Raw genomic sequence first — 19,518 nt, 5'->3', positions numbered from 1 at the left:
TGAAACATGATGAGCGGATGTATTTTCTGCAAAATTGTGAACGGTGAGATTCCGAGCGCAAAGGTTTTTGAAAACGAACATGTGGTTGCTTTTCTGGATATTAGTCAAGTAACAAAAGGACATACACTAGTTATTCCAAAAATACATAAAGAAAATATTTACGAGCTTACACCGGATATTGCACGAAATCTATTTGAAGTCGTTCCAAAAATTGCAAATTCCATAAAAAAACAATTCGAGCCTATCGGCATGAATATTCTTAATAATAACGGCGAAAAAGCTGGACAATCTGTGTTTCACTATCATATTCACCTGATTCCCCGCTATGGAAAGGGCGATGGTTTTGGCGCTGTCTGGAAAACGCATACAGAAGAATATACACCAGAAGACTTAAAGCAAATCGCATCATCCATTCAGGAAGACTTGCTCTAACCCCCGCATAATGCGGGTTTTTTTGTTGATTGTAATATTTTTTTAAAATTCCGACTCCAACCCCCTTTTTCATGTTAGGATAATAAAAAGTATTTAATCATGCAACGCGACAAAGTAAGGAGTGTCATTTTCCCATGAAAAGAACGTATAACTTTAACGCAGGGCCAGCAGCAATACCTCTTGCTGTTTTGGAGAAAGCGCAAAGCGAACTTGTTGATTTTAACGGAACAGGCATGTCAGTCATGGAACTGAGCCACAGAAGCAAACCTTATGAAGAAGTTCACAACCGAGCAGCCTCTTTATTGAGAGAACTGATGGAAATCCCTGAGGATTATGAAGTACTATTTCTTCAAGGCGGGGCAAGCCTTCAGTTTGCCATGATTCCGATGAACTTTTTAAAAGACGGGTCTTCTGCCCATTTCATCATGAGCGGAGTCTGGTCTGAAAAAGCACAATCAGAAGCAGGCAAACTCGGAAGCACGACTATCATTGCAACAAGTAAAGAAGATCGTTATACATATATTCCGGAAAGCTTTGAGGATCCTGAAGAAGGAAGCTATGTACACTTAACCTCAAACAATACGATCTACGGCACGCAGTGGAAAAAATTCCCTTCAACAAAACTGCCTTTAATTGCTGACATGTCAAGCGACATCATGAGCAGGGAAATTGACGTCAGCCGTTTCTCGCTTATTTATGCCGGTGCTCAAAAAAACCTTGGCCCTTCTGGTGTTACAGTCGTAATAGTAAAAAAAGAAATGCTTGAGAATGCAAATGAGGATATCCCTGCTATTTTGAAGTACAGCACTCATTCAAAGCAGAATTCCCTATACAATACACCTCCTACATTTGCAATTTACATGCTTTCCCTTGTTCTGGAGTGGATGCAGGATAAAGGCGGTTTAAAAGCGATTGAAGAGCTGAATAAGAAGAAAGCAAGTCTGCTTTATTCGTGCATCGACCAAAGCGGCGGCTTCTATAAGGGACACGCTGAAAAGGATAGCCGATCAGCAATGAATGTTACATTTACTCTTAAAGATGAAAATTTAACGAAGGCTTTTCTAAAAGAATCCATTGAAAAAGGCTTTTCAGGTCTTGCCGGACACCGGTCGATTGGGGGCTGCAGGGCTTCCATTTATAATGCTGTGCCGTTAGAAGCGTGCGAAGCACTTGCTGAATTCATGGCTGAATTCCAGAAAAAGCACGAATAATTATTTTTACAAGGTCTGAAATACCTGATATACTATTTTGTAAGTTCTTCTGCAATAAGACATAGGTCATTATTGGGGAGTTCAAAAATAAGAGCTTAGTCTGAGGAGAGTTGAGAAATGAATACAAAAGTTTTAGTCGTTTTATCTTTATTTGTCGCAATGGGACTGGCATTGCACAGTATTATCCCGCCATTTTTCAGTGGGATGAAGCCAGATATGATGCTCACTATGATGTTCTTAGGCATCCTGCTGTTCCCTCACATTCGCAATGTGTTTTTACTTGGAGCTGTTACTGGTGTCTTGTCCGGTTTAACAACTGGTTTTCCAGGCGGACTTCTGCCGAATGTCATTGATAAATTTGTGACTGCATTTGTTTTTTATCTTTTAGTTATTGTCATTAAGAAATTTGCTGCATCCACTGCTGGAGCAGGAATTCTGACAGCGGTCGGAACACTTATTTCCGGTACTGTATTCCTGACAGCCGCATTATTCATTGTCGGTCTTCCGGGCGGTGCAGGATTTATGGCATTATTCATAGCAGTTGTCTTGCCGACAGTTGCCCTTAATACTATCGCAATGGTTTTCATTTATCCGATTGTACAGACTATATTAAAGCGTTCTAACATCGCTGTTGAATAACATATAAGAAAACCCGATCCTAGCCGGTCGGGTTTTTTGTGAAAATCTATGAAAATGAAGCCTATTGGAAAGAATAGAATAAAATGCCGAGCATCAGAGCAAGTACGCCGCCTCCCGCAAGCACAGCAGCTTTTTGGTGAACAACATGTTTTGGCGGATAGGATGCTGATTGCTGCGCTAGTTTGAGGTAATGAAAAGCACCTATGAAACAAAGCAAGCTTATGGCGAAAAATAGAAAGATGACACCAGCCAAGCTCCTCCCCCCTTTTACTCATATCTATGCACAGGCATCATAAGCTATGAATAAAACAACGTTTATCTATCCTGACAAAGGGTACTTATATAAGAAGGACTTTCCTGTTCATTTCTTGAAAAGTACATACTATTATACTCAAATGGAGTGATACCTATGGCAAAAGGAAAATCATTAATGGCTGGTCTTTTAGTTGGGAGCGTTATTGGAGGGTTAGCAACAATCCTATCTGCTCCATCTTCCGGAAAAGATTTGCGCAGCCAGCTAAAGCAAAATAAACAAAAACTTGAAAATATTTTAATTCAGCTGAAAGATGACAGTGTATCACTAAAAGATCAAGTGGTGAAAACAGCTAAAGAAAGTGCTGCAGTCCTAAAAGATGTAACAGCGGATCTCCAAAAATCAATTGAGACTTGGCAAGAAGAAATTGAGCCTCATAAAAATGAACTTCAAAAAGAAATTAATGAAATCGAACAGAAAATTAAAGAATTAGAGCAAACATTAAACAAATAGAATATTTTTGTAGACAAAGCAATTAACTTGTACGAGCGGCAGATTTCATCACATGCCGCTCTTTTTTTTTACCTGAAAATCCAACGCTTTTCCTAAGTTTTTAAGATTTATTTAAAAATTTCGTAAATTTAATCTTTATTAATCTTTATTTTATTGGCATAATAGAATATAAGAGCAAAAGAGAAAAAGTAGGTGACTGGGGATGAAACGTAACGAACAGGATTATTCTATAAAAGAAGCGCTTTTATTCAGCCAAAGAATCGCGCAGCTCAGCAAAGCTTTGTGGAAATCCATCGAAAAAGACTGGCAGCAATGGATTAAGCCCTATGATTTGAATATCAATGAGCATCATATCTTATGGATTGCTTATCATTTAAAGGGTGCTTCTATTTCAGAGATTGCTAAATTTGGAGTGATGCATGTATCGACTGCATTCAACTTTTCAAAAAAGCTTGAAGAGAGAGGCTATCTTGAGTTTTCGAAAAAGCAGAATGACAAACGCAATACGTACATTCAGCTGACGGAACGAGGAGAGGAAATACTGCTGAAGCTTTTAGAAGATTATGATCCAAGCAGAAACGCTGTCTTTAAAGGCGCTCTGCCGCTACAAAACCTATATGGGAAATTTCCTGAAATTATGGAAATGATGTGTATCATACGAAACATATACGGAGATGACTTTATGGAGATCTTCGAACATTCTTTTACGAATATCGAGAAAGAATTTGTTGAGGAAAACAGGAAGCTCAAAAAACGGGAAGATCCTGCTGCTGAAACGGCTTCAGCTATTTCCGAATAATTTTTTTGAATTCTGTCATCAGCGGCACATACATTCCCTGCTTATGTAAGGCAAGAATCGTATCATCAACTGAAAGCTTATGATTCAGCTGTCCGGCGAAAAGAGTAAGGAGGCTCATGTAATCGAGGAGTCCTTGCTCTTTTTGTTCTGCAAGCATTTGCTCAAGTTCCGCGCAAATGCGATGTATGTCCTCAATTTCTTCAGCAGATAAACCTGTTTTCATGACCGACAGATAAAAAGGGTATTTCTCCGCGTCAGCCATCTGCACAAGCAACCTCTGGTAGTACTCCAAATTTGCCATTCTTTTTTCCAAGGATTCCACTAAGGTTCACTTCTTTCATTCTTCTTCGTTTATTTATTTTAAATCATTCTTCTCTTTTTCGAAAGTTTCTTATTTTGTAAAACTTTACTTATTTTATTTAAAACGCTTACACGCGAAATTTCATATTGCTTTTTCCAACTTAACATCGTAAAGTATGTAAGGACTTGATCCATCATGCTCCTGCATGGACATTTATAACTTTCGGACGGTGATTTAAATGAATTGCTGGAAAACCATTAATCTTTCAAAAGATTATGGATTCCATAGACTTTTTATAGTCTCTGTATTAATAATGATGATTACCTTTATTAGCATATATTTACCTCTTGTGGTCTTTTTTCCTTCTATCCAATTAAAAGAAGATTACTTTTTCTTATTGCTGCTGTTTATCGCAGGCATCGTGCCATGTCACAAACTGCTTCATGCCCTGCCTTTGTGGATGTCCGGATACCGCGTATCACTTAAACTGAAGTTCCAGTCTTTCATGCCGATTCTTTTTTTGAAAACAAACTGCAATGTAAGTAAAGCCAATATGCTGCTCTCTCTTATTACACCTTTTATAGTTGTCACTGCATTTATGACTGCAGGACTGATTCAATTTCCTTCTTATTTGCACTACTTTTGTTTAGGAATTGCCTTTCATACCGGGTTGTGTATCACTGATTTCATTTTTTTAAGCCAGCTTTCTAAAGCTCCGAAAGCCTGTTTCATTGAAGAAGCCGATGAAAGCTTTGAAATTTTATTTCAGAAATAAAAGAAATTCTGGCCATATGATTAAGCAGTTTTTTAGCATGAAGATAAAATGCTTTATAAATAAGAAAAGCCTCTCTTTTTAGAGAAGCTTTTCTTTTGCTATTTATTAGGAGTCATCGCTATCTTTTTCATCATTTTTTTGGTAATGTAATATGTATCAGTGAGGAGAGGGGGAATCTCATATGATAGCATTTTTCATTTTGTTTGCCGTGTTCATTTTATTCTATATAAATAAATTGACCAATACGCTGTGCCTGGTCCGAGAGATTCCTGAAGACCGACAAACAAAAGTATTCAGGACAATCAACGTCCTGATTACCATTTTATTAGTTTCTTCTTACATAGAAATCTTATTTACTTAGATTTCACCATTATAAAAAGCTGTATGCAATCATTAGCACACAGCTTATACAATCATAGCTGACAGATTTACCTGTCAGCTATGTTTATTTTGGCTTACAGCCAAGCAGCACCAACAATGATCAATAAGATGAACAAAACAACGATTAACGCGAAGCCTCCAGCGTATCCTCCCATAATGACACCTCCTTTATGCGTCGGTAAGGTATTCTATGCACGATCATCATGTAACGAATAGGCATATATCATTTGTTTTAGGCAAATCTTTTTTAAAAAAACTAAAGGCCTTATTGCTTCCTAGCAAATATAAGCAGCACCAATAATGATCAACAAAATAAACAGAACAACAAGTAATGCAAAACCGTTTGAATATCCTCCACCCATGTTAAAACCTCCCTTATCGGCGTTCCATACATCATATGGACGGTTTCCCATTTTGACCTAGACGAATGCCCTGATTACTCTAGTCCTATTGCAAAACTTTTTAGTTCATGGCACAATGTGGTAGTGTTCCAATTATTAGGCAGTCTTTAAATTTAACAGAAGTAGGAGTTGTATCAGATGAAAAGATTTGCTCTTGCATTAGCAGCAGCATCAAGTGTTTTGGCGCTAGGCGCATGCAGTAATAATGACAGCGGTTCCGAGGTCATTGCTGAAACAAAAGCAGGCAATGTAACGAAAGATGAATTTTATGAAGCTATGAAAGACCGCTTCGGAAAAGATGTTTTAACAGAGCTTGTACATGAAAGAGTTTTAAGCAAAGAATACAAAGTTTCTGACGAAGAAGTAAATAAAGAAATTGACAATTTAACTCAGCAATACGGCCCACAATTTGAAGCAGTCATTCAGCAGCAAGGTGAAAAGACTGTTAAAGATATGGTAAAAGTCGATCTGCTTCGCAAAAAAGCAGCTGAAAAAGAAGTCAAAGTAACAGAAGAAGATACAAAACAATACTATGAAAGCCTAAAAGGCAAAGTACAAGCAAGCCACATCCTCGTTGAAGATGAAAAAACAGCAAAAGAAATCAAAGCCCGTCTTGATAAAGGCGAAAAGTTTGAAGATTTAGCGAAGGAAGCTTCTAAAGATCCATCTGGACAAAACGGCGGAGATTTAGGCTGGTTCGGCGAAGGACAAATGGTGCCTGAATTCGAAAAAGCAGCATTTGCACTTAAAGAAGGCGAAGTAAGCGCGCCTGTAAAATCTGAATTTGGCTACCACATCATTAAAGTGACAAAAACGGTGAAGCCATATGAAGAAATGAAAAAAGAACTTGAAGCAGATGTAAAAAAACAAAAAACAAGTCAGCCTGATGCTGTTCAGGGAGCATTGGACAAAGCTCTTAAAGAAGCAGACGTTCAGGTTAAAGACAAAGAATTAGAAGATACATTCAAAGCACCTGCAGCTCCTGCAGAGCCTGCTGAAGGAAAATAACAAGCTAAACTCCCCCATTTAAAAAATGGGGGAGTTTTTCACATTTCATCATCCTGATTTTTTCTTCGAATCTCACGTTCCTTAAGCATTCTTTCAATATAAACATTACCCTCTTGTTCTATATAGGCTTCCTCAACAATTTTCTCTTTCCTTGTTGTTGAAAAAGCCATGTAACCGCTGTATAAAATCCCAAGTATGCAGAGGTAAACCCACCACGGCAGCAAGATCATTCCCGCTTCCCCCTTTTCATTGACAAGCCCTTTACTGCACTATATGAGGATCTCGATCCATTTATACATGATTTTTATAAGATGAAAAGAGAACTTGTTATGATTCTTGGATGCTATAAATCGGGATAGTCAGTTTCCGAAGCATTTCAGAGACCATTCAACTTAATTCCGAGACTTTCACACTTTATTCTGAGACTTTCACACTTTTTTCCGAGACTTCCACACTTTTTTCCGAGACTTCCACACTTTTTTCCGAGACTTTCACACTTTTTTCCGAGACTTCCACACTTTATTCCGAGACTTCCACACTTTTTTTCGAGACTTTCACACTTTTTTCCGAGACTTCCACACTTTATTCCGAGACTTCCACACTTTATTCCGAGACTTCCACACTTTTTTCCACTTTCACACTTAATTCCGAGACTTCCACACTTAATTCCGAAACTTCCACACTTAATTCCGAGACTTCCACACTTAATTCCGAGACTTCCACACTTTTTTCTGAGGCTTCCACACTTTTTTCCGAGACTTTCACACTTTATTCCAAGACTTCCACACTTTTTTCCGTTTCCGAATTTCCGAGTTTCCGAGACTTCCCGTTTTTATTTCTAGACTTCAAGCTATATTCCGATTGATCAATAACAACTGAAAAAGCCTTTCTTCAAAGAAGAAAGACTCTCAAAATTAGTTATGAAATGTTGGTTTGTAAAACGACCGATTATCAAGTGCAAAAACACGTTCCGTATACTCGCCGGGCTTCACCCGCTCTAATGCACGGTCAAGCATGTTCATTTTCGCATCGAGATTATCAATATAATGAAGAATTTCGGCTTCTTTGATCAGCGGCGGTTTAGGGCTTCCCCACTCTGCTTTGCCATGATGACTGAGGACAAGGTGCTGAAGGATCACGATTTCTTCTCCCTCAATGCCTAAATGTTCTGCTGCTTTGGCAATTTCATTTACCATGATGGAAATATGGCCGATCAGGTTTCCCTCGACTGTATAAGTTGTGCCGATCGGACCTGACAGCTCAGTTACCTTCCCGAGGTCATGCAGAATGACTCCTGCATAAAGCAAATCTGTATCAAGACTTGGATATAAAGCTGCAATGGACTTTGCTAAATCAAGCATTGAAACAACATGATAAGCTAATCCAGATACAAATTCGTGATGATTTTTTGTTGCAGCAGGATATTCAAGGAATTCACTTTGATGCTTTTTCATGAGATATCTTGTCACACGCTGTATGTTAGGGTTTTTCATTTCGAAAATATATTGTGTTACTTTTTCCATCATTTCTTCTTGTCCAACAGGAGCTGTTTCAAGAAAATCAGAAACTTTTACGTTATCCGTGTTTGAAGCAGTTCGGATATTGCGGATCTTCAACTGATTTCGTCCACGGTAGTGATGAATATCGCCATATATCTTTACAATGCTTTGTGAACTGTAGGACACCTCATCATCTGGTCCTGCATCCCATAGCTTTGCTTCAATCTCCCCTGATTGATCTTGGAGAATCAATGTTAAAAATGGTTTTCCGTTACTGGCTATTCCTTTAGTCGATGATTTAACGAGCAGAAAAACATCCGCTTGCTCGCCTACCTCGTAATGATTAATTCCTTTTGTCATCATTAAAATGGTCCCTCCCAAATTGCCTCAGTATCCTGAGTATAGCATAAATTTTGTCTATTCTTCCTGCCTGCAGCTAAGCTGAGACATCAGCTTGCTGTCTTCTTGAAATCCAAATCTTAGTTGAAATAAGTGCAGCAAGCATGACCGCAGCACCAATATAATAAGGAAGATTGATTTGATACTCAAATACGTAGCCCGCTAAAATAGGACCCGCAACATTCCCAAGACTCATAAAAGAATTATTAAGCCCCATCACCATACCTTGCTTGCTTCCTGCTAATTTTGAGATAAACGTATTTAAGGAAGGTCTCAAAATAGAATTCCCCAGAAAGAAGACAGAGGTTGTCAATAAGACCGTTGCGAAGGAGTTTGCAAATGTCATAATCACAAATCCAAATGCACTCAACAAAAGAGCAGAGGTGACAACCCGTTCATCGCCGAATTTAGCCACAAGCCTTCCAACTGCTGCTCCTTGTGTGATTGTTCCAACAATCCCTGTTATAAGGATAATCAAACCGACTTCCTGAGGTCCATAACCGAAGCGCTCTAATGTATAGAAGCCAAAGATCGCCTGAAAAATCGTTAATGCGAAACTCATCATAAAGACAAGAATCAGTAAAAAGCCAACAGGGCTTTGAAGGGCTTTTTTGATTAGAATAAACTGATTTTCGCGTTTTTTATTTTCAGCAGCGGTCTTTTGCATCGCTTCTTTTGACAGAGACTCAGGCAAAACGAAGATTGATACAATTCCTGCCAGTGATGCCGCAATACCCGCAAAAAGAAACGGAAAAGAAAGACTGAATTCAGAAAGCCAGCCGCCGATCCCGGGGCCAACTACAATACCAAGACCCATTGCGGCGCCCAAATACCCCATACCCTGTCCGCGTTTTTCAGGTGTTGTTACATCAGAAACGTATGCCATTGCACTCGGCATAATCGCCGCACCGAATATACCTGCAATTATCCTTGATAAAAACAGCATCCATAAATCCGTTGCAAAAGCGAAAATAAACTCAGCTAATGCGAATCCAAACAAACCAAGTGTTATCAACGGTTTTCGGCCAATTCTGTCAGATAACCGCCCCCATATCGGGGCGAAAAAAAACTGCATGAGTGCAAATACAGCAACCAGAAATCCAAGCGTTGCTGAATCTGCTCCGAATTTTTCAACATAAAACGGCAGAATCGGGATGACTAAGCCTATGCCCACCATAATAATAAATAAGTTAAAGCTCAGTAAAAAAAGAGGTTTGCCCAAAGGCTTTTTCTCATGTTTATTTTGCTGCATTATGTACTTCCTTTCAGGTACCTTTCGTCAGTTCATTTTACAATAATCTCTGACCAATAGATACTTGTTTTGAAGCTAATTCAACTGCTTTTAAATCAAGAATTTGATCTTTTTCAAACAGCGGCAGCAGGTGCTCCTGGCAAGTAAAGAAAATAATCTGGTGCTGTTTTGAAAATTCCTTCAGCAGTGACAGGACTTGTTTTGTCCTTTCAAAATCAAAATTCACAAAACCATCATCAATAATAATCGGGAGGCCCTGTCCTGTGCTCAAGTGACGGACAAGGGCAAGCCTCAGTGAAATATATAATTGTTCTGCTGTTGCCTGAGATAGTTCATTTGCAGCAAATCGGTTTCCATCCATTCTTTCTACAATTAATGTTTGTTCAGCATCCGGCAGAAATATTTTTCTGTATTGTTGATTCGTCATGACAGAGAAAAAGTGCTCTGCCTCTTTCAATACTTTCGGCAGTCTCACTGAGCGGTTAAATTCCACTGTTTTATTCAGCATATTTTTCGCGGCTGCAAGCACGGCCCACTTGTGTGCAAGCTGCTTTACTGCGCCCTTTTCAAGCTCATACTTCTGTTTTAGCTCAGAGTAAAGGCCTGAGCTCTCTATATTCCGAAGAGAAGCCTTTAGCTCTGCCAGCCGCCGATGCAAGCCGCTTTCCTGTTCCATTTCTGCTCTAAGCAGCTTATCACATAAAAGCTTCTCTTCTTTATAATCGATCAGAAGATCCAGCTTTCCATCTTTGAGCAAATGCTGTTTAGCCTGGAGCTGCTGCTGAATCCATTTTAATTTTTGCTCAAATGCTTTTCTTTGATTCGCTTCTTCTGCCTTTTTCCGAAAATCTTCTGCATCAGCTGAATTTGATAAGATGAAAAGCTCTATTCTCTTATCAGATAGAAGACTGAGCTCTGCTTCGATTTTTGCTAATCGTTCCTCGGCATCAGCTATTTTCTCTTTATACATAAGCTGGCTGCTCTTCTTTTCAATCGAATCTTGAAGTGCGGCAGACAAATTTCGCATTGTTTCATTCAAATCAGTCTTTTGTTCAAAACCGCATTTTTCACATATTTCCCCGAGCCTGTTTTCATAAGCCGAAAGAGCAGCTGTGAGCTCAGAAAGTTTCGTTTCAATTTGAGAGCTCTCCCGGACATCTTTCTGCAGCTGAATCAATGTTTGCAGAAGATCTGGCAGGGCAAGCGGAGAGAATTCACTGCTCACTCTAAAATGACTGTACGCTTTTTTGACTCTTCGGTTTAACTGATAAAGTTCCTCTTCCCAATCATCAAAACCGCTTACTGTGCGGTGGTACGCTCTCTCATTCTGTGTAAATGTCACTTGCTCAAGTTCATGAGATCGTCTCAGCTGCTCATCTTTCCAAAGGATGCCTCCCAGCTCTTCCGTTTCTGTATAACCTTGCACCCTCGATTGTTCAAGCTGAAGTTTTAATTCCTCTTGTTTGTCCCGCAAATGAATGAGAAACGCGTCTTCTCCTTTATCATTTTGAAAAATAAAGAATAAAACGAGCCCGGTTACGCCTAAGAGAAACGGCAAGATGAGCCATTGCTGCTCATATATGAGCCATCCGGAACATAAAATCAGTAAAACTGCCGCAGCCGCCTTCATCATTTTCATTTGATTCTTTTTAGATTGGTTCGTCTTGCTTTGTTCATTGATTTTCTTTTCATTATTCCGATATTCTTCTTGTAATCTTTTTTCATCCAGCACTTGCTGCTGCATGGCTTCATGCTGCTTTACCTTTTTTTCCAGAAGTTTTCTCTCTTCTGGATCAAGCATTCCTTTTGCATAGTCTGTTAATCTATTTTCGCTTTCCTCCAGATTTTCTTTTGCCCGTTCAAACTGCTGATCAAGCAACTGTTTTCTTTGCTGCAGCTGCTGATAATCCGTAACGATTTCTCTTATTTCTTCTTTAGCTGTTATAGAAGTGTTAAATGAAAGCACGGCTTTATCATCTATATTTTCTGCAAAGAACCGCATTTTTTCATCAAAAATTTGCCGTGTAAGTGACTCGTGCTTTAGACTGTACTGCTGATGCTGATCTCTTTTCGCATGATATGCGGAGTATGTCTCCCTGAGATGGTCGATTTCCGCATGATGCGAAAGGATAGTTTCATTGACATTCATCTGATCAATGGTTTGTTGAAGGTCTTCTATTGAACGCATAAGGGACAGCTTTTCAGATTGCAAAGGCTCTTCCTTAGCTTCAATCTCATCCATTCGCTTTAATCCATCTGCCGGAAATGCCTGATTTGTCTTTGTCAATTCTGTATGAATCGTCTCTTCTTCAAGCCACAATGGGAGAACATCTATTATTTCAGCAAACCTTCTTGATTTTGCTTCCAGCATGGACTTGCTTTCTTCTTTTTCCTTAAGCTGATGTTCAATCATTTCTTTTTCTTTCATAAGTTCTTCATAAGGCTGAATCAGTTCTTTTGCTTTCAGCATTTCTGAATGAATACTCTTTAGTCTGCTTAATGCTGCATTAATCTCCGGTTTTTTGCCATTAGGCTTATACAGCAGTTCCTGTTTTTTCAAGAGATGGCTTTCCGTCTGTAAGAGAGCATCTGTCCCAAGCAAGCCTGATGACAATAAAAACTTCCCGAGTTCATCAGCACTTACTTTACTGACCTGCTGAATGCCGTGAATATCAAATGAAAAGATAGACTTATACATCGATTTATCAAAATGAGCCAGCATTTGATTAAGGAGTTCTCCGCTTCCGGTTTCTCCATTTTCAAAGTACAGCGTAACCTCACCTGCCGCTTTTCCAGGCAATCTCTCAATTTTGACTTTTCCATATTGCTCTGTATCGACAATCAGTGCTCCGCCGTATGTTTTCACTCGTTTTGGTTCATACCTGTTTTCATTTTGAATTTTTGCAGGAAATCCAAATAAGATACTCTGTATGAATGACATAATGGTAGATTTTCCTGCTTCATTTTTTCCGTAAATAACTTGAAAGGCATGGGGATGAAGGGTGAAATTTATATGATTAAATTGTCCATACCCATAGATATTCAGTTCAATGATTTTCATCTTTTCACCCTCACAGTCTTCTATGCTTTAATAGTTCCTGAAACAGCAGATATTCAGCTTCTTTTTCAATCTGCTGCTGTTCTTCGTCATCAAATTCAGGAATGTGTTTCCTGTATAATGCATGCTGTTTCAGCGGCTGAATGGTGTCCTCAAAGTCATCAAAGCTTTCAATAATGTCTGTTAAATCCGATAAAAAATGAGAATCAAGCTGAAGCGATTCCTTGCTGATAACCGGCATTGATTCATTGATGATGGAGGAGATCCATACAAAGTTCTCACGCCCTGTTTCTTCTTCATTCCATTGATCCATTAAATCTTCCAGAACATTCTCTTCCTGAAGCAAATGGTACAGCTCATTTGTTCCGCTTATTCGGATCGTAACCACAAGCGGTTCATTGTTGCCTCTTAGCTGCTGCAGCTGCTGATGCAGGCTGTCGATCCACTCCTGAAAACTTCCTTTAATCTCAATTGCGAGTTCTTCCCATTTCACATCATGAAGCGGTTTAAACATGTAAGAGACGGTGCTCTCTGACATGGAAACCAGAAAGCATCCCTTATCTCCGGTTTCTTTTCTGTTTCTTCCCTGAATATTGCCTGAATACAGAATCGGCGGTTCATTTTCATGAAGATGCATCCGTTTATGTATATGGCCAAGGGCCCAATAATCAAACTGTTTTTCAAGCAGATCGCTGATCAAAAAAGGAGAATACGCATCATGGTCTGTATTGCCTGCAATCGACCCATGAAGAAGTCCAATGTGAAAACCGGCCTCTCCATGCTTTTTATAGAAAGATGTCATATTTTCAACGACAGCGCGCTTTGGATAGCTATATCCATATAAATTGACCGGTGTATTTCCGTTTTTCCAGAATGTTTTACACTCCACTTCTTTATCTGAAAAAACATGAACATTTTGCGGCCAGCTAAGGTCCAGCCATCTACCGCTCATATGATCATGATTACCGTGTATTACGTATACCTGAATTCTGTGCTGCTCAAGCTGTTCGAATGCTTTTTTCAGCTTCAGCTGCGCCTTTAAGCTCCTGTCCTCACCATCGTATAAATCCCCGGCTATCAATATGAAATCAACCTTTTCGCTGATAGCTAGGCGAACCAAATTGTCCAGAGCGGCAAACGTGCTTTCTTTCAGCCTTTCAAAAATTCTTTCCGGCAGCTGATGCATTCCGGCAAACGGGCTGTCTATATGTAAATCCGCTGAATGAATAAATCGAATAGGTTCCATCCTTGTTTCCTTCCTTTACTTCTCTCTTATTCTATATTGTACCACCTCAGAAATACGAATGCACGTTCTATACAGAAATGCGGAACCGCCCGGTTAGCTCCGACAGGCAGATAAGAATTCACCGGAAAAGTCCGGTTTTGACTTTTTCGGGGAATTTGTTCTGGCCGAGGAGTTGGGCGATGGAGCTGGACAACAAGAAATGCGGAACCGACTGATCAGCTCCGACAGGCAGATAAGGATCCGACAGAAAAGGCGCTTTTTGTCTTTACTGAAGGAGCCGTTCAATGATCCCTCTTTTCTGGCTCAATCCTGAATTTGTGTACTCATTGAGTGCGTATGAGTCACCTTTTCTGGCTCAACCCTGAATTTGTGTACTCATTGAGTACGTATGATTCCTCTTTTCTGGCTTAATCCTGAATTTGTGTACTCATTGAGTGCGTATGATTCCTCTTTTCTGGCTTAATCCTGAATTTGGGTACTCATTGCTTGCGTATGAGTCCTCTTTTCTGGCTCAATCCTGAATTTGGGTACTCATTGCTTGCGTATGAGTACTCTTTTTTGGCTCAATCCTGAATTTGTTTACTCATTGAGTGCGTATGAGTCCTCTTTTCTGGCTTAATCCTGAATTTGTTTACTCATTGAGTGCGTATGAGTCCTCTTTTCTGGCTCAACCCAGAATTTGTGTACTCATTGCTTGCGTATGAGTCCTCTTTTCTGGCTCAATCCTGAATTTGTGTACTCATTGCTTGCGTATGAGTCCCCTTTTCTGGCTCAATCCTGAATTTGTGTACTCATTGCTTGCGCATGAATCCCCTTTTCTGGCTCAACCCTGAATTTGTGTACTCATTGCTTGCGTATGAGTCCTCTTTTTTGGCTCAACCCTGAATTTGTGTACTCATTGCTTTCGTATGAGTCCTCTTTTTTGTCTCAACCCTGAATTTGTTTACTCATTGCTTGCGTATGAGTGCTCTTTTTTGGCTCAACCCTGAATTTGTGTACTCATTGAGTGCATATGATTCATCTTTTCTGGCTCAACCCTAAATTTGTTTACTCATTGCTTGCGCATGAGTCCTCTTTTCTGGCTCAACCCTGAATTTGTGTACTCATTGAGTACGTATGATTCCTCTTTTCTGGCTCAATCCTGAATTTGTTTACTCATTGCTTGCGTATGATTCCTCTTTTCTGGCTCAACCCTGAATTTGTGTACTCATTGAGTGCGTATGTTTCCCCTTTTCTGGCTCAATCCTGAATTTGTTTACTCATTGCTTGCGTATGATTCCTCTTTTCTGGCTCAACCCTGAATTTGTGTACTCATTGAGTGCGTATGATTCCTCTTTTCTGGCTCAATCCTGAATTTGTGTACTCATTGCTTGCCTATGAGTCCTCTTTTCTGGCTCAATCCTGCATTTGTGTAACTCATTGCGACCTAGGAGTTAGGAGGTGAAGCCGGACAATAAGAAATGCGGAGTCACCCGTCGAACTTGGACAACCGCACCCAATCATTAAGCCTAATTCACAATTTTATCAGCCGGAAATTGAATTTTTACAGCCGTTTTTCTTTTCTATCAGCTGTAATCATCCTTTTTCAGCCAAATCAATTTTCAACCGAATATGGAAACGCCCATAAGAACTACTGCAAATCTTCATTCAAAATAAAAAACAGAGCCGCATAGACTCTGCTTCCTTCTTCTTATTGATCCTTTGACATTTGCAGGGCTTTCTTGACATCCTTGAATGAAGAGGATTTGCCGTACATGAGCACGCCGCCTTTATAAACTTTAGCGCCCAATACCGCAAGAGCGATTATGGTAATAACTAAAATTCCAATTGATAACCCGATTTCCCATGCAGGAACACTCAGCATGCCTACTCTCAAGAACATGATCATTGGAGAGAAAAGCGGTATAAAGGAGGTAACCGTGATGAAAGGCGCTTCAGGATTTCCAAGCCCGAACATCGCGATAATGAATGCACCCACAATTATATACGTCATGGGTGAAATCATTTGCTGAACATCTTCAATTCTGCTTACTAGCGAACCTAAAAAAGCAGCGAGAGTTGCAAAAATAAAGTACCCGAGAATAAAGAAAACAATTGCATAGATTAATGTTGCAACAGGTACTTCTGAAAAATTGAAGAATCCGTCACCCATTAAATCGGCATTTTCCATATTCCTTTTCATAGAGCTGTATCCAACCAAGATAATAAGACCGAACTGTGTTATGCTCAGTAAACCGATTCCAAGCAGCTTCGCAAACATTTGCTTGATGGGAGAAACAGAACTGATCAGAATTTCCATCACCCGTGATGATTTTTCTACAGCTACCTCCATCGCAATCATACTTGCATATAAAATTACTGAAAAATAAATAATGAACAGCAGAACGTAAACCAGCCCTCTTGCCTGATCGAGCTCTTCTTCAGATTTTGCATTTTCTAAAAGAGCCGTTTTCTTAAGCTCTGAAGGGGCAAACAGCTGATTCAGCTGCTCACTATTCAAGCCAAGGTTTGCTGTACCTGCTGCTATTTTCGTTTGCTGAAGGGCCTGCTCCATTGTTTCTGAAACACTTGAATTTGCAATGGACCTTGCAAAAAAGGAGCCCTGCGGCAAACCATTTTGGTCAAGACTCAGAATCAAATATCCTTCCATTTTTTCATCAAGGACATCCTTTTTCAGCTGTTCCTCTGACTTCTCTGCACGTTTCAGCTGCAGTTTCTCATCCAGTGCTGAAGCATTCTGCTCAAAAACAGGATATAGACTTTTGTCTGCCGTTTGATCAATAACAGCAACCTTAGTCGCTTCTTTGTCCCCATTATTAAAAAACTCAATCACATTTTGCAGGTTTGTCAGCCCAAAGATCAGCAGAAGCGTAATTCCTGTTGTAATCAAAAATGATTTTGTCTTTAATTTGCTTAAATATGTATGCCAAAAGATGATCCAAAATTTATTCATACGCCGCACCAACCTTTTCAATGAAAATATCATTCAGAGATGGTTCTGCCAGTTCAAATTTCCGGACAAATCCTTTGCCCTGCAAAGAAGCCATTATTTCCTGCGAGACCTCTTCGCCTGTTACCTGAAGCTCAATTCCTTCAAATAACGGCTTATATTTTGTCACACCTTCAAATTCCTTCAAGTAGGACAAATCAAAATCAGCATGAACGATCACGTTTTTCCTTCCAAAGGAACGCTTAATATCCTTTAATCCCCCATGAACTACCGGCTTTCCTTTATGCATAATGCACAAATGCTGACACAGCTCCTCTACATGCTCCATCCTGTGACTGGAAAATACAATGGATGTCCCGCCGTTTTTCAAATCCAATACAGCCTCCTTAAGGAGCTCTACATTAACTGGGTCCAGACCGCTGAACGGCTCATCCAGAATCAGCAGCTTAGGACGATGCAGAACTGCTGTAATGAATTGAATCTTTTGCTGATTTCCTTTTGAAAGATCCTCTACTTTCTTGTTTGCATATTCCGGAATTTTAAAACGTTCAAGCCATTCATTCATTTCTTTTTGCGCCGCCTGCTTATTCAGCCCTTTTAACCGCCCTAAATAAATAAGCTGATCACGCACTTTCACTTTAGGATAAAGCCCTCTTTCCTCCGGGAGATAGCCAATTTCATCACTCGCATCATATCCGATTGGCTTTCCGTCCCATGAAATTTGTCCGGCTGATGGATTTAATAAGCCTAAAATCATCCGGAATGTTGTCGTTTTTCCAGCGCCATTGGCCCCGAGCAAACCAAACATTTCACTCTCTGGAATCGTTAATGAAAGCTGATCAACCGCAGTGTGTGATCCAAATCGTTTTGTAATTCCATCCAATTTTAATGTCATCCTGATTCCTCCTGTCTATCTTATGTACGAATCCCATTAAGCAAATGTTTCATTCCTTGCAGGAAAAAGAGAAGATAATGAGAATTATAGGTGTAAGCCTATATAAAATTTTTATACTTCATATGCAAAGGGGGCTATTAAATGGGCAAGTATTACTTAACGGCATTTAATAAAGACGGGGAAAAATTAATGGATGAAAGCTTTGAAGCCGACAGCGACGTGGAAGCAAAAAAAGTCGGCGAGCAAATGCTTGATGAAAAAAATTATCTGAAAAAAACGCACCGCTGTACATCGGCAAGCGGTAAATTGATTTTATTTGAAAGATAAGAATAGTAATATCATAAAGAAGTTGATGTGGGCATTTCTTATATGGAATGTCCTTTTAATCGTTCTATAATTACAATCTGGCGGTAACTATTTGAAATCATTCTCTTTATGTTTAGATGCAACTCTAAATGTCTTCTCAAAATGCTCTTTTCCAGTTATCGTTATAAAACGCATAGTTTTTTCCAAGTTGCAGTTAAACTTTGTTGTTTGAAAGGGCACTGTTCCAAGCAGAAACTGTGTTTACTTTCCAAAAAGATCGGCTTACTTTCCAAAGTCTGCTAAATACTTTCCAAAAAGAACGATTTACTTTCTTATTTCCATTCACCTCCTAATTCCCAAAGTGAAATAGAAAAGCGGTTACAACAATTGCAACCGCTCTCCCTTTATTTACCTGTAAACTGAGGTTTTCTTTTTTCTAAAAAAGCATTTATGCCTTCTTGATGATCCTTAGATTGTCTCATGTTATATTGTGTTTCTTTTTCAAGTGAGAGGATTTGTTCCAATTCTGATTTCTTTACAGCAGTATAAATATTTTTGCTGGCAATCATCGCTTTTACAGGTTTCTGCAGCCATTCGCTGACAAGAGATTGTACGGCATCTTTTAAATCAACATCGCAGACTAGGTCAACAAGTCCAAGTTTGTAAGCCTCATCCGCGCTTAACTTATCACCGCCCCAGATCAATTGCTTGGCCTTCGCTTCGCCTAAGCGTTTTTCCATGAAATAGTGTCCGCCTCCGTCAGGTACCAGACCGATGCCGATAAAATTCATGGCAAGAACAGAGCTTGAATGTGCGACAACGTAATCAGCCGCTAAAGCAAGACTGAATCCTAAGCCGGCAGCCGGTCCGTGAATGGCGCTGACCGTTATCTTAGGCAGTGTATAAAGCGTCGTGATAACCTCTGAAATTAAATCCATTACTCCTGAAAAACCTGAATTATCCATTGAATTCAGCATGGTTTTAATATCCCCGCCAGCCGAGAATCCCCGTCCGCTTCCAGACAGAACCACAATATCCGCTTCACTTTCACAAGCAAGCTTCAATGCCTGAAGAAGTTCTCTCAGCATTTGTTCATTCATGGCATTTAAAACATCAGGCCTGTTCATTTCAATCGTTGCATATCTTCCATGTACCGAATATGTAACAGTTTCCATACCCATCCCCCTTAATTCGATTTCC

The 19,518-nt window shown here is 39.6% G+C and carries 21 protein-coding genes; 9 read left to right on the top strand and 12 right to left on the bottom strand.

From position 1 onward, the window contains the following. Positions 1 to 9: 9 nt before the first annotated feature. The 3 genes from K8L98_RS05040 (at position 10) to K8L98_RS05030 (ending at position 2,282) form a co-directional block, all read left to right on the top strand. Positions 10 to 432, top strand: a complete 423-nt coding sequence (locus K8L98_RS05040) for an HIT family protein (protein WP_223440175.1) — start codon at positions 10 to 12, stop codon at positions 430 to 432. 134 nt (positions 433 to 566) lie between these two features. Beyond that, a complete protein-coding gene (gene serC, locus K8L98_RS05035; RefSeq protein ID WP_223440174.1) occupies positions 567 to 1,643 on the top strand; it encodes a 3-phosphoserine/phosphohydroxythreonine transaminase in 1,077 nt (358 codons plus the stop codon). A gap of 117 nt (positions 1,644 to 1,760) precedes the next feature. Beyond that, the gene (locus tag K8L98_RS05030) at positions 1,761 to 2,282 is read left to right on the top strand and encodes a tryptophan transporter (protein ID WP_223440173.1); all 522 of its coding nucleotides are present in this window, start codon (positions 1,761 to 1,763) and stop codon (positions 2,280 to 2,282) included. A gap of 61 nt (positions 2,283 to 2,343) precedes the next feature. Here K8L98_RS05030 and yhzF read toward each other — a convergent pair whose 3' ends face one another. Beyond that, entirely contained in the window at positions 2,344 to 2,535 is a 192-nt protein-coding gene (gene yhzF / locus K8L98_RS05025) for a membrane protein YhzF (RefSeq protein WP_223440172.1), read from the bottom strand. Positions 2,536 to 2,691: 156 nt separating this feature from the next. On the opposite strand from yhzF, the gene K8L98_RS05020 reads away from it, so the two are divergent. Further along, entirely contained in the window at positions 2,692 to 3,048 is a 357-nt protein-coding gene (locus tag K8L98_RS05020) for a YtxH domain-containing protein (protein WP_223440171.1), read from the top strand. A 202-nt stretch (positions 3,049 to 3,250) separates the two neighbouring features. Beyond that, positions 3,251 to 3,847: an HTH-type transcriptional regulator Hpr gene (locus K8L98_RS05015; protein ID WP_223440170.1), complete on the top strand. Its 597-nt coding sequence runs from the start codon at positions 3,251 to 3,253 to the stop codon at positions 3,845 to 3,847. On the opposite strand, the gene K8L98_RS05010 is transcribed toward K8L98_RS05015, so the two are convergent. Beyond that, a complete protein-coding gene (locus K8L98_RS05010) occupies positions 3,834 to 4,109 on the bottom strand; it encodes a DUF1878 family protein (RefSeq protein WP_420828825.1) in 276 nt (91 codons plus the stop codon). The two genes, K8L98_RS05015 and K8L98_RS05010, sit on opposite strands and share 14 nt — an antisense overlap. 277 nt (positions 4,110 to 4,386) lie before the next feature. Between K8L98_RS05010 and K8L98_RS05005 the strand changes: the two genes are divergently transcribed. Together K8L98_RS05005 and K8L98_RS05000 are read left to right on the top strand one after the other, a co-directional pair. Continuing rightward, positions 4,387 to 4,923, top strand: coding sequence for a DUF3267 domain-containing protein (locus K8L98_RS05005; protein WP_223440168.1), 537 nt, complete (start codon positions 4,387 to 4,389; stop codon positions 4,921 to 4,923). Positions 4,924 to 5,104: 181 nt separating this feature from the next. After that, a complete protein-coding gene (locus K8L98_RS05000) occupies positions 5,105 to 5,284 on the top strand; it encodes a hypothetical protein (RefSeq protein WP_070879396.1) in 180 nt (59 codons plus the stop codon). Between the two features lie 94 nt (positions 5,285 to 5,378). Here the strand turns inward: K8L98_RS05000 and K8L98_RS04995 are convergent, their stop codons facing one another. Next, positions 5,379 to 5,459: a YjcZ family sporulation protein gene (locus K8L98_RS04995; protein ID WP_101567585.1), complete on the bottom strand. Its 81-nt coding sequence runs from the start codon at positions 5,457 to 5,459 to the stop codon at positions 5,379 to 5,381. Between the two features lie 120 nt (positions 5,460 to 5,579). After that, positions 5,580 to 5,666: a YjcZ family sporulation protein gene (locus tag K8L98_RS04990; protein WP_223443178.1), complete on the bottom strand. Its 87-nt coding sequence runs from the start codon at positions 5,664 to 5,666 to the stop codon at positions 5,580 to 5,582. A gap of 177 nt (positions 5,667 to 5,843) precedes the next feature. On the opposite strand from K8L98_RS04990, the gene K8L98_RS04985 reads away from it, so the two are divergent. After that, positions 5,844 to 6,713 carry a peptidylprolyl isomerase gene (locus K8L98_RS04985; RefSeq protein ID WP_223440167.1) on the top strand — a complete coding sequence of 290 codons (870 nt, stop codon included), beginning with the start codon at positions 5,844 to 5,846 and terminating at the stop codon, positions 6,711 to 6,713. 38 nt (positions 6,714 to 6,751) lie between these two features. Here K8L98_RS04985 and K8L98_RS04980 read toward each other — a convergent pair whose 3' ends face one another. The 7 genes from K8L98_RS04980 to K8L98_RS04950 all read right to left on the bottom strand — a co-directional run bounded on the left by K8L98_RS04980 (position 6,752) and on the right by K8L98_RS04950 (position 18,012). Continuing rightward, positions 6,752 to 6,943: a sporulation YhaL family protein gene (locus K8L98_RS04980; RefSeq protein WP_223440166.1), complete on the bottom strand. Its 192-nt coding sequence runs from the start codon at positions 6,941 to 6,943 to the stop codon at positions 6,752 to 6,754. A 684-nt stretch (positions 6,944 to 7,627) separates the two neighbouring features. Further along, the gene (gene yhaM, locus K8L98_RS04975; RefSeq protein WP_223443175.1) at positions 7,628 to 8,572 is read right to left on the bottom strand and encodes a 3'-5' exoribonuclease YhaM; all 945 of its coding nucleotides are present in this window, start codon (positions 8,570 to 8,572) and stop codon (positions 7,628 to 7,630) included. A gap of 76 nt (positions 8,573 to 8,648) precedes the next feature. Continuing rightward, positions 8,649 to 9,863, bottom strand: a complete 1,215-nt coding sequence (locus K8L98_RS04970) for an MFS transporter (RefSeq protein WP_223440164.1) — start codon at positions 9,861 to 9,863, stop codon at positions 8,649 to 8,651. Between the two features lie 37 nt (positions 9,864 to 9,900). Next, entirely contained in the window at positions 9,901 to 12,924 is a 3,024-nt protein-coding gene (locus K8L98_RS04965) for an ATP-binding protein (protein WP_223440162.1), read from the bottom strand. 10 nt (positions 12,925 to 12,934) lie between these two features. Continuing rightward, positions 12,935 to 14,167 carry a metallophosphoesterase family protein gene (locus K8L98_RS04960; RefSeq protein WP_223440160.1) on the bottom strand — a complete coding sequence of 411 codons (1,233 nt, stop codon included), beginning with the start codon at positions 14,165 to 14,167 and terminating at the stop codon, positions 12,935 to 12,937. A 1,690-nt stretch (positions 14,168 to 15,857) separates the two neighbouring features. Next, a complete protein-coding gene (locus K8L98_RS04955) occupies positions 15,858 to 17,120 on the bottom strand; it encodes an ABC transporter permease (RefSeq protein WP_223440158.1) in 1,263 nt (420 codons plus the stop codon). Next, a complete protein-coding gene (locus K8L98_RS04950; protein WP_223440156.1) occupies positions 17,113 to 18,012 on the bottom strand; it encodes an ABC transporter ATP-binding protein in 900 nt (299 codons plus the stop codon). Before K8L98_RS04950 ends, K8L98_RS04955 begins: the two co-directional genes overlap by 8 nt. A 141-nt stretch (positions 18,013 to 18,153) precedes the next feature. Here K8L98_RS04950 and K8L98_RS04945 point away from each other — a divergent pair, with 141 nt between their 5' ends. Further along, complete coding sequence (locus tag K8L98_RS04945; protein ID WP_223440154.1) at positions 18,154 to 18,339, top strand: YhzD family protein; 186 nt, start codon at positions 18,154 to 18,156, stop codon at positions 18,337 to 18,339. Between the two features lie 383 nt (positions 18,340 to 18,722). On the opposite strand, the gene K8L98_RS04940 is transcribed toward K8L98_RS04945, so the two are convergent. Further along, entirely contained in the window at positions 18,723 to 19,493 is a 771-nt protein-coding gene (locus K8L98_RS04940; RefSeq protein ID WP_240549814.1) for an enoyl-CoA hydratase, read from the bottom strand. Positions 19,494 to 19,518 lie beyond the last annotated feature (25 nt).

Source organism: Metabacillus dongyingensis (assembly GCF_019933155.2).
Classification (GTDB): domain Bacteria; phylum Bacillota; class Bacilli; order Bacillales; family Bacillaceae; genus Bacillus_P; species Bacillus_P dongyingensis.
This window is presented reverse-complemented; position numbering and strand designations above follow the sequence as displayed.

Excerpts from the sequence above, each read along its gene's own strand:
- K8L98_RS05040 (WP_223440175.1), top strand. The coding sequence starts at position 10 with ATGAGCGGATGTATTTTCTGCAAAATTGTGAACGGTGAGATTCCGAGC.
- serC (WP_223440174.1), top strand. The coding sequence starts at position 567 with ATGAAAAGAACGTATAACTTTAACGCAGGGCCAGCAGCAATACCTCTT.
- K8L98_RS05030 (WP_223440173.1), top strand. The coding sequence starts at position 1,761 with ATGAATACAAAAGTTTTAGTCGTTTTATCTTTATTTGTCGCAATGGGA.
- K8L98_RS05020 (WP_223440171.1), top strand. The coding sequence starts at position 2,692 with ATGGCAAAAGGAAAATCATTAATGGCTGGTCTTTTAGTTGGGAGCGTT.
- K8L98_RS05015 (WP_223440170.1), top strand. The coding sequence starts at position 3,251 with ATGAAACGTAACGAACAGGATTATTCTATAAAAGAAGCGCTTTTATTC.
- K8L98_RS05010 (WP_420828825.1), bottom strand. The coding sequence starts at position 4,109 with ATGGCTGACGCGGAGAAATACCCTTTTTATCTGTCGGTCATGAAAACA.
- K8L98_RS05005 (WP_223440168.1), top strand. The coding sequence starts at position 4,387 with ATGAATTGCTGGAAAACCATTAATCTTTCAAAAGATTATGGATTCCAT.
- K8L98_RS05000 (WP_070879396.1), top strand. The coding sequence starts at position 5,105 with ATGATAGCATTTTTCATTTTGTTTGCCGTGTTCATTTTATTCTATATA.
- K8L98_RS04995 (WP_101567585.1), bottom strand. The coding sequence starts at position 5,459 with ATGGGAGGATACGCTGGAGGCTTCGCGTTAATCGTTGTTTTGTTCATC.
- K8L98_RS04990 (WP_223443178.1), bottom strand. The coding sequence starts at position 5,666 with ATGGGTGGAGGATATTCAAACGGTTTTGCATTACTTGTTGTTCTGTTT.
- K8L98_RS04985 (WP_223440167.1), top strand. The coding sequence starts at position 5,844 with ATGAAAAGATTTGCTCTTGCATTAGCAGCAGCATCAAGTGTTTTGGCG.
- K8L98_RS04980 (WP_223440166.1), bottom strand. The coding sequence starts at position 6,943 with ATGATCTTGCTGCCGTGGTGGGTTTACCTCTGCATACTTGGGATTTTA.
- yhaM (WP_223443175.1), bottom strand. The coding sequence starts at position 8,572 with ATGACAAAAGGAATTAATCATTACGAGGTAGGCGAGCAAGCGGATGTT.
- K8L98_RS04970 (WP_223440164.1), bottom strand. The coding sequence starts at position 9,863 with ATGCAGCAAAATAAACATGAGAAAAAGCCTTTGGGCAAACCTCTTTTT.
- K8L98_RS04965 (WP_223440162.1), bottom strand. The coding sequence starts at position 12,924 with ATGAAAATCATTGAACTGAATATCTATGGGTATGGACAATTTAATCAT.
- K8L98_RS04960 (WP_223440160.1), bottom strand. The coding sequence starts at position 14,167 with ATGGAACCTATTCGATTTATTCATTCAGCGGATTTACATATAGACAGC.
- K8L98_RS04955 (WP_223440158.1), bottom strand. The coding sequence starts at position 17,120 with ATGAATAAATTTTGGATCATCTTTTGGCATACATATTTAAGCAAATTA.
- K8L98_RS04950 (WP_223440156.1), bottom strand. The coding sequence starts at position 18,012 with ATGACATTAAAATTGGATGGAATTACAAAACGATTTGGATCACACACT.
- K8L98_RS04945 (WP_223440154.1), top strand. The coding sequence starts at position 18,154 with ATGGGCAAGTATTACTTAACGGCATTTAATAAAGACGGGGAAAAATTA.
- K8L98_RS04940 (WP_240549814.1), bottom strand. The coding sequence starts at position 19,493 with ATGGAAACTGTTACATATTCGGTACATGGAAGATATGCAACGATTGAA.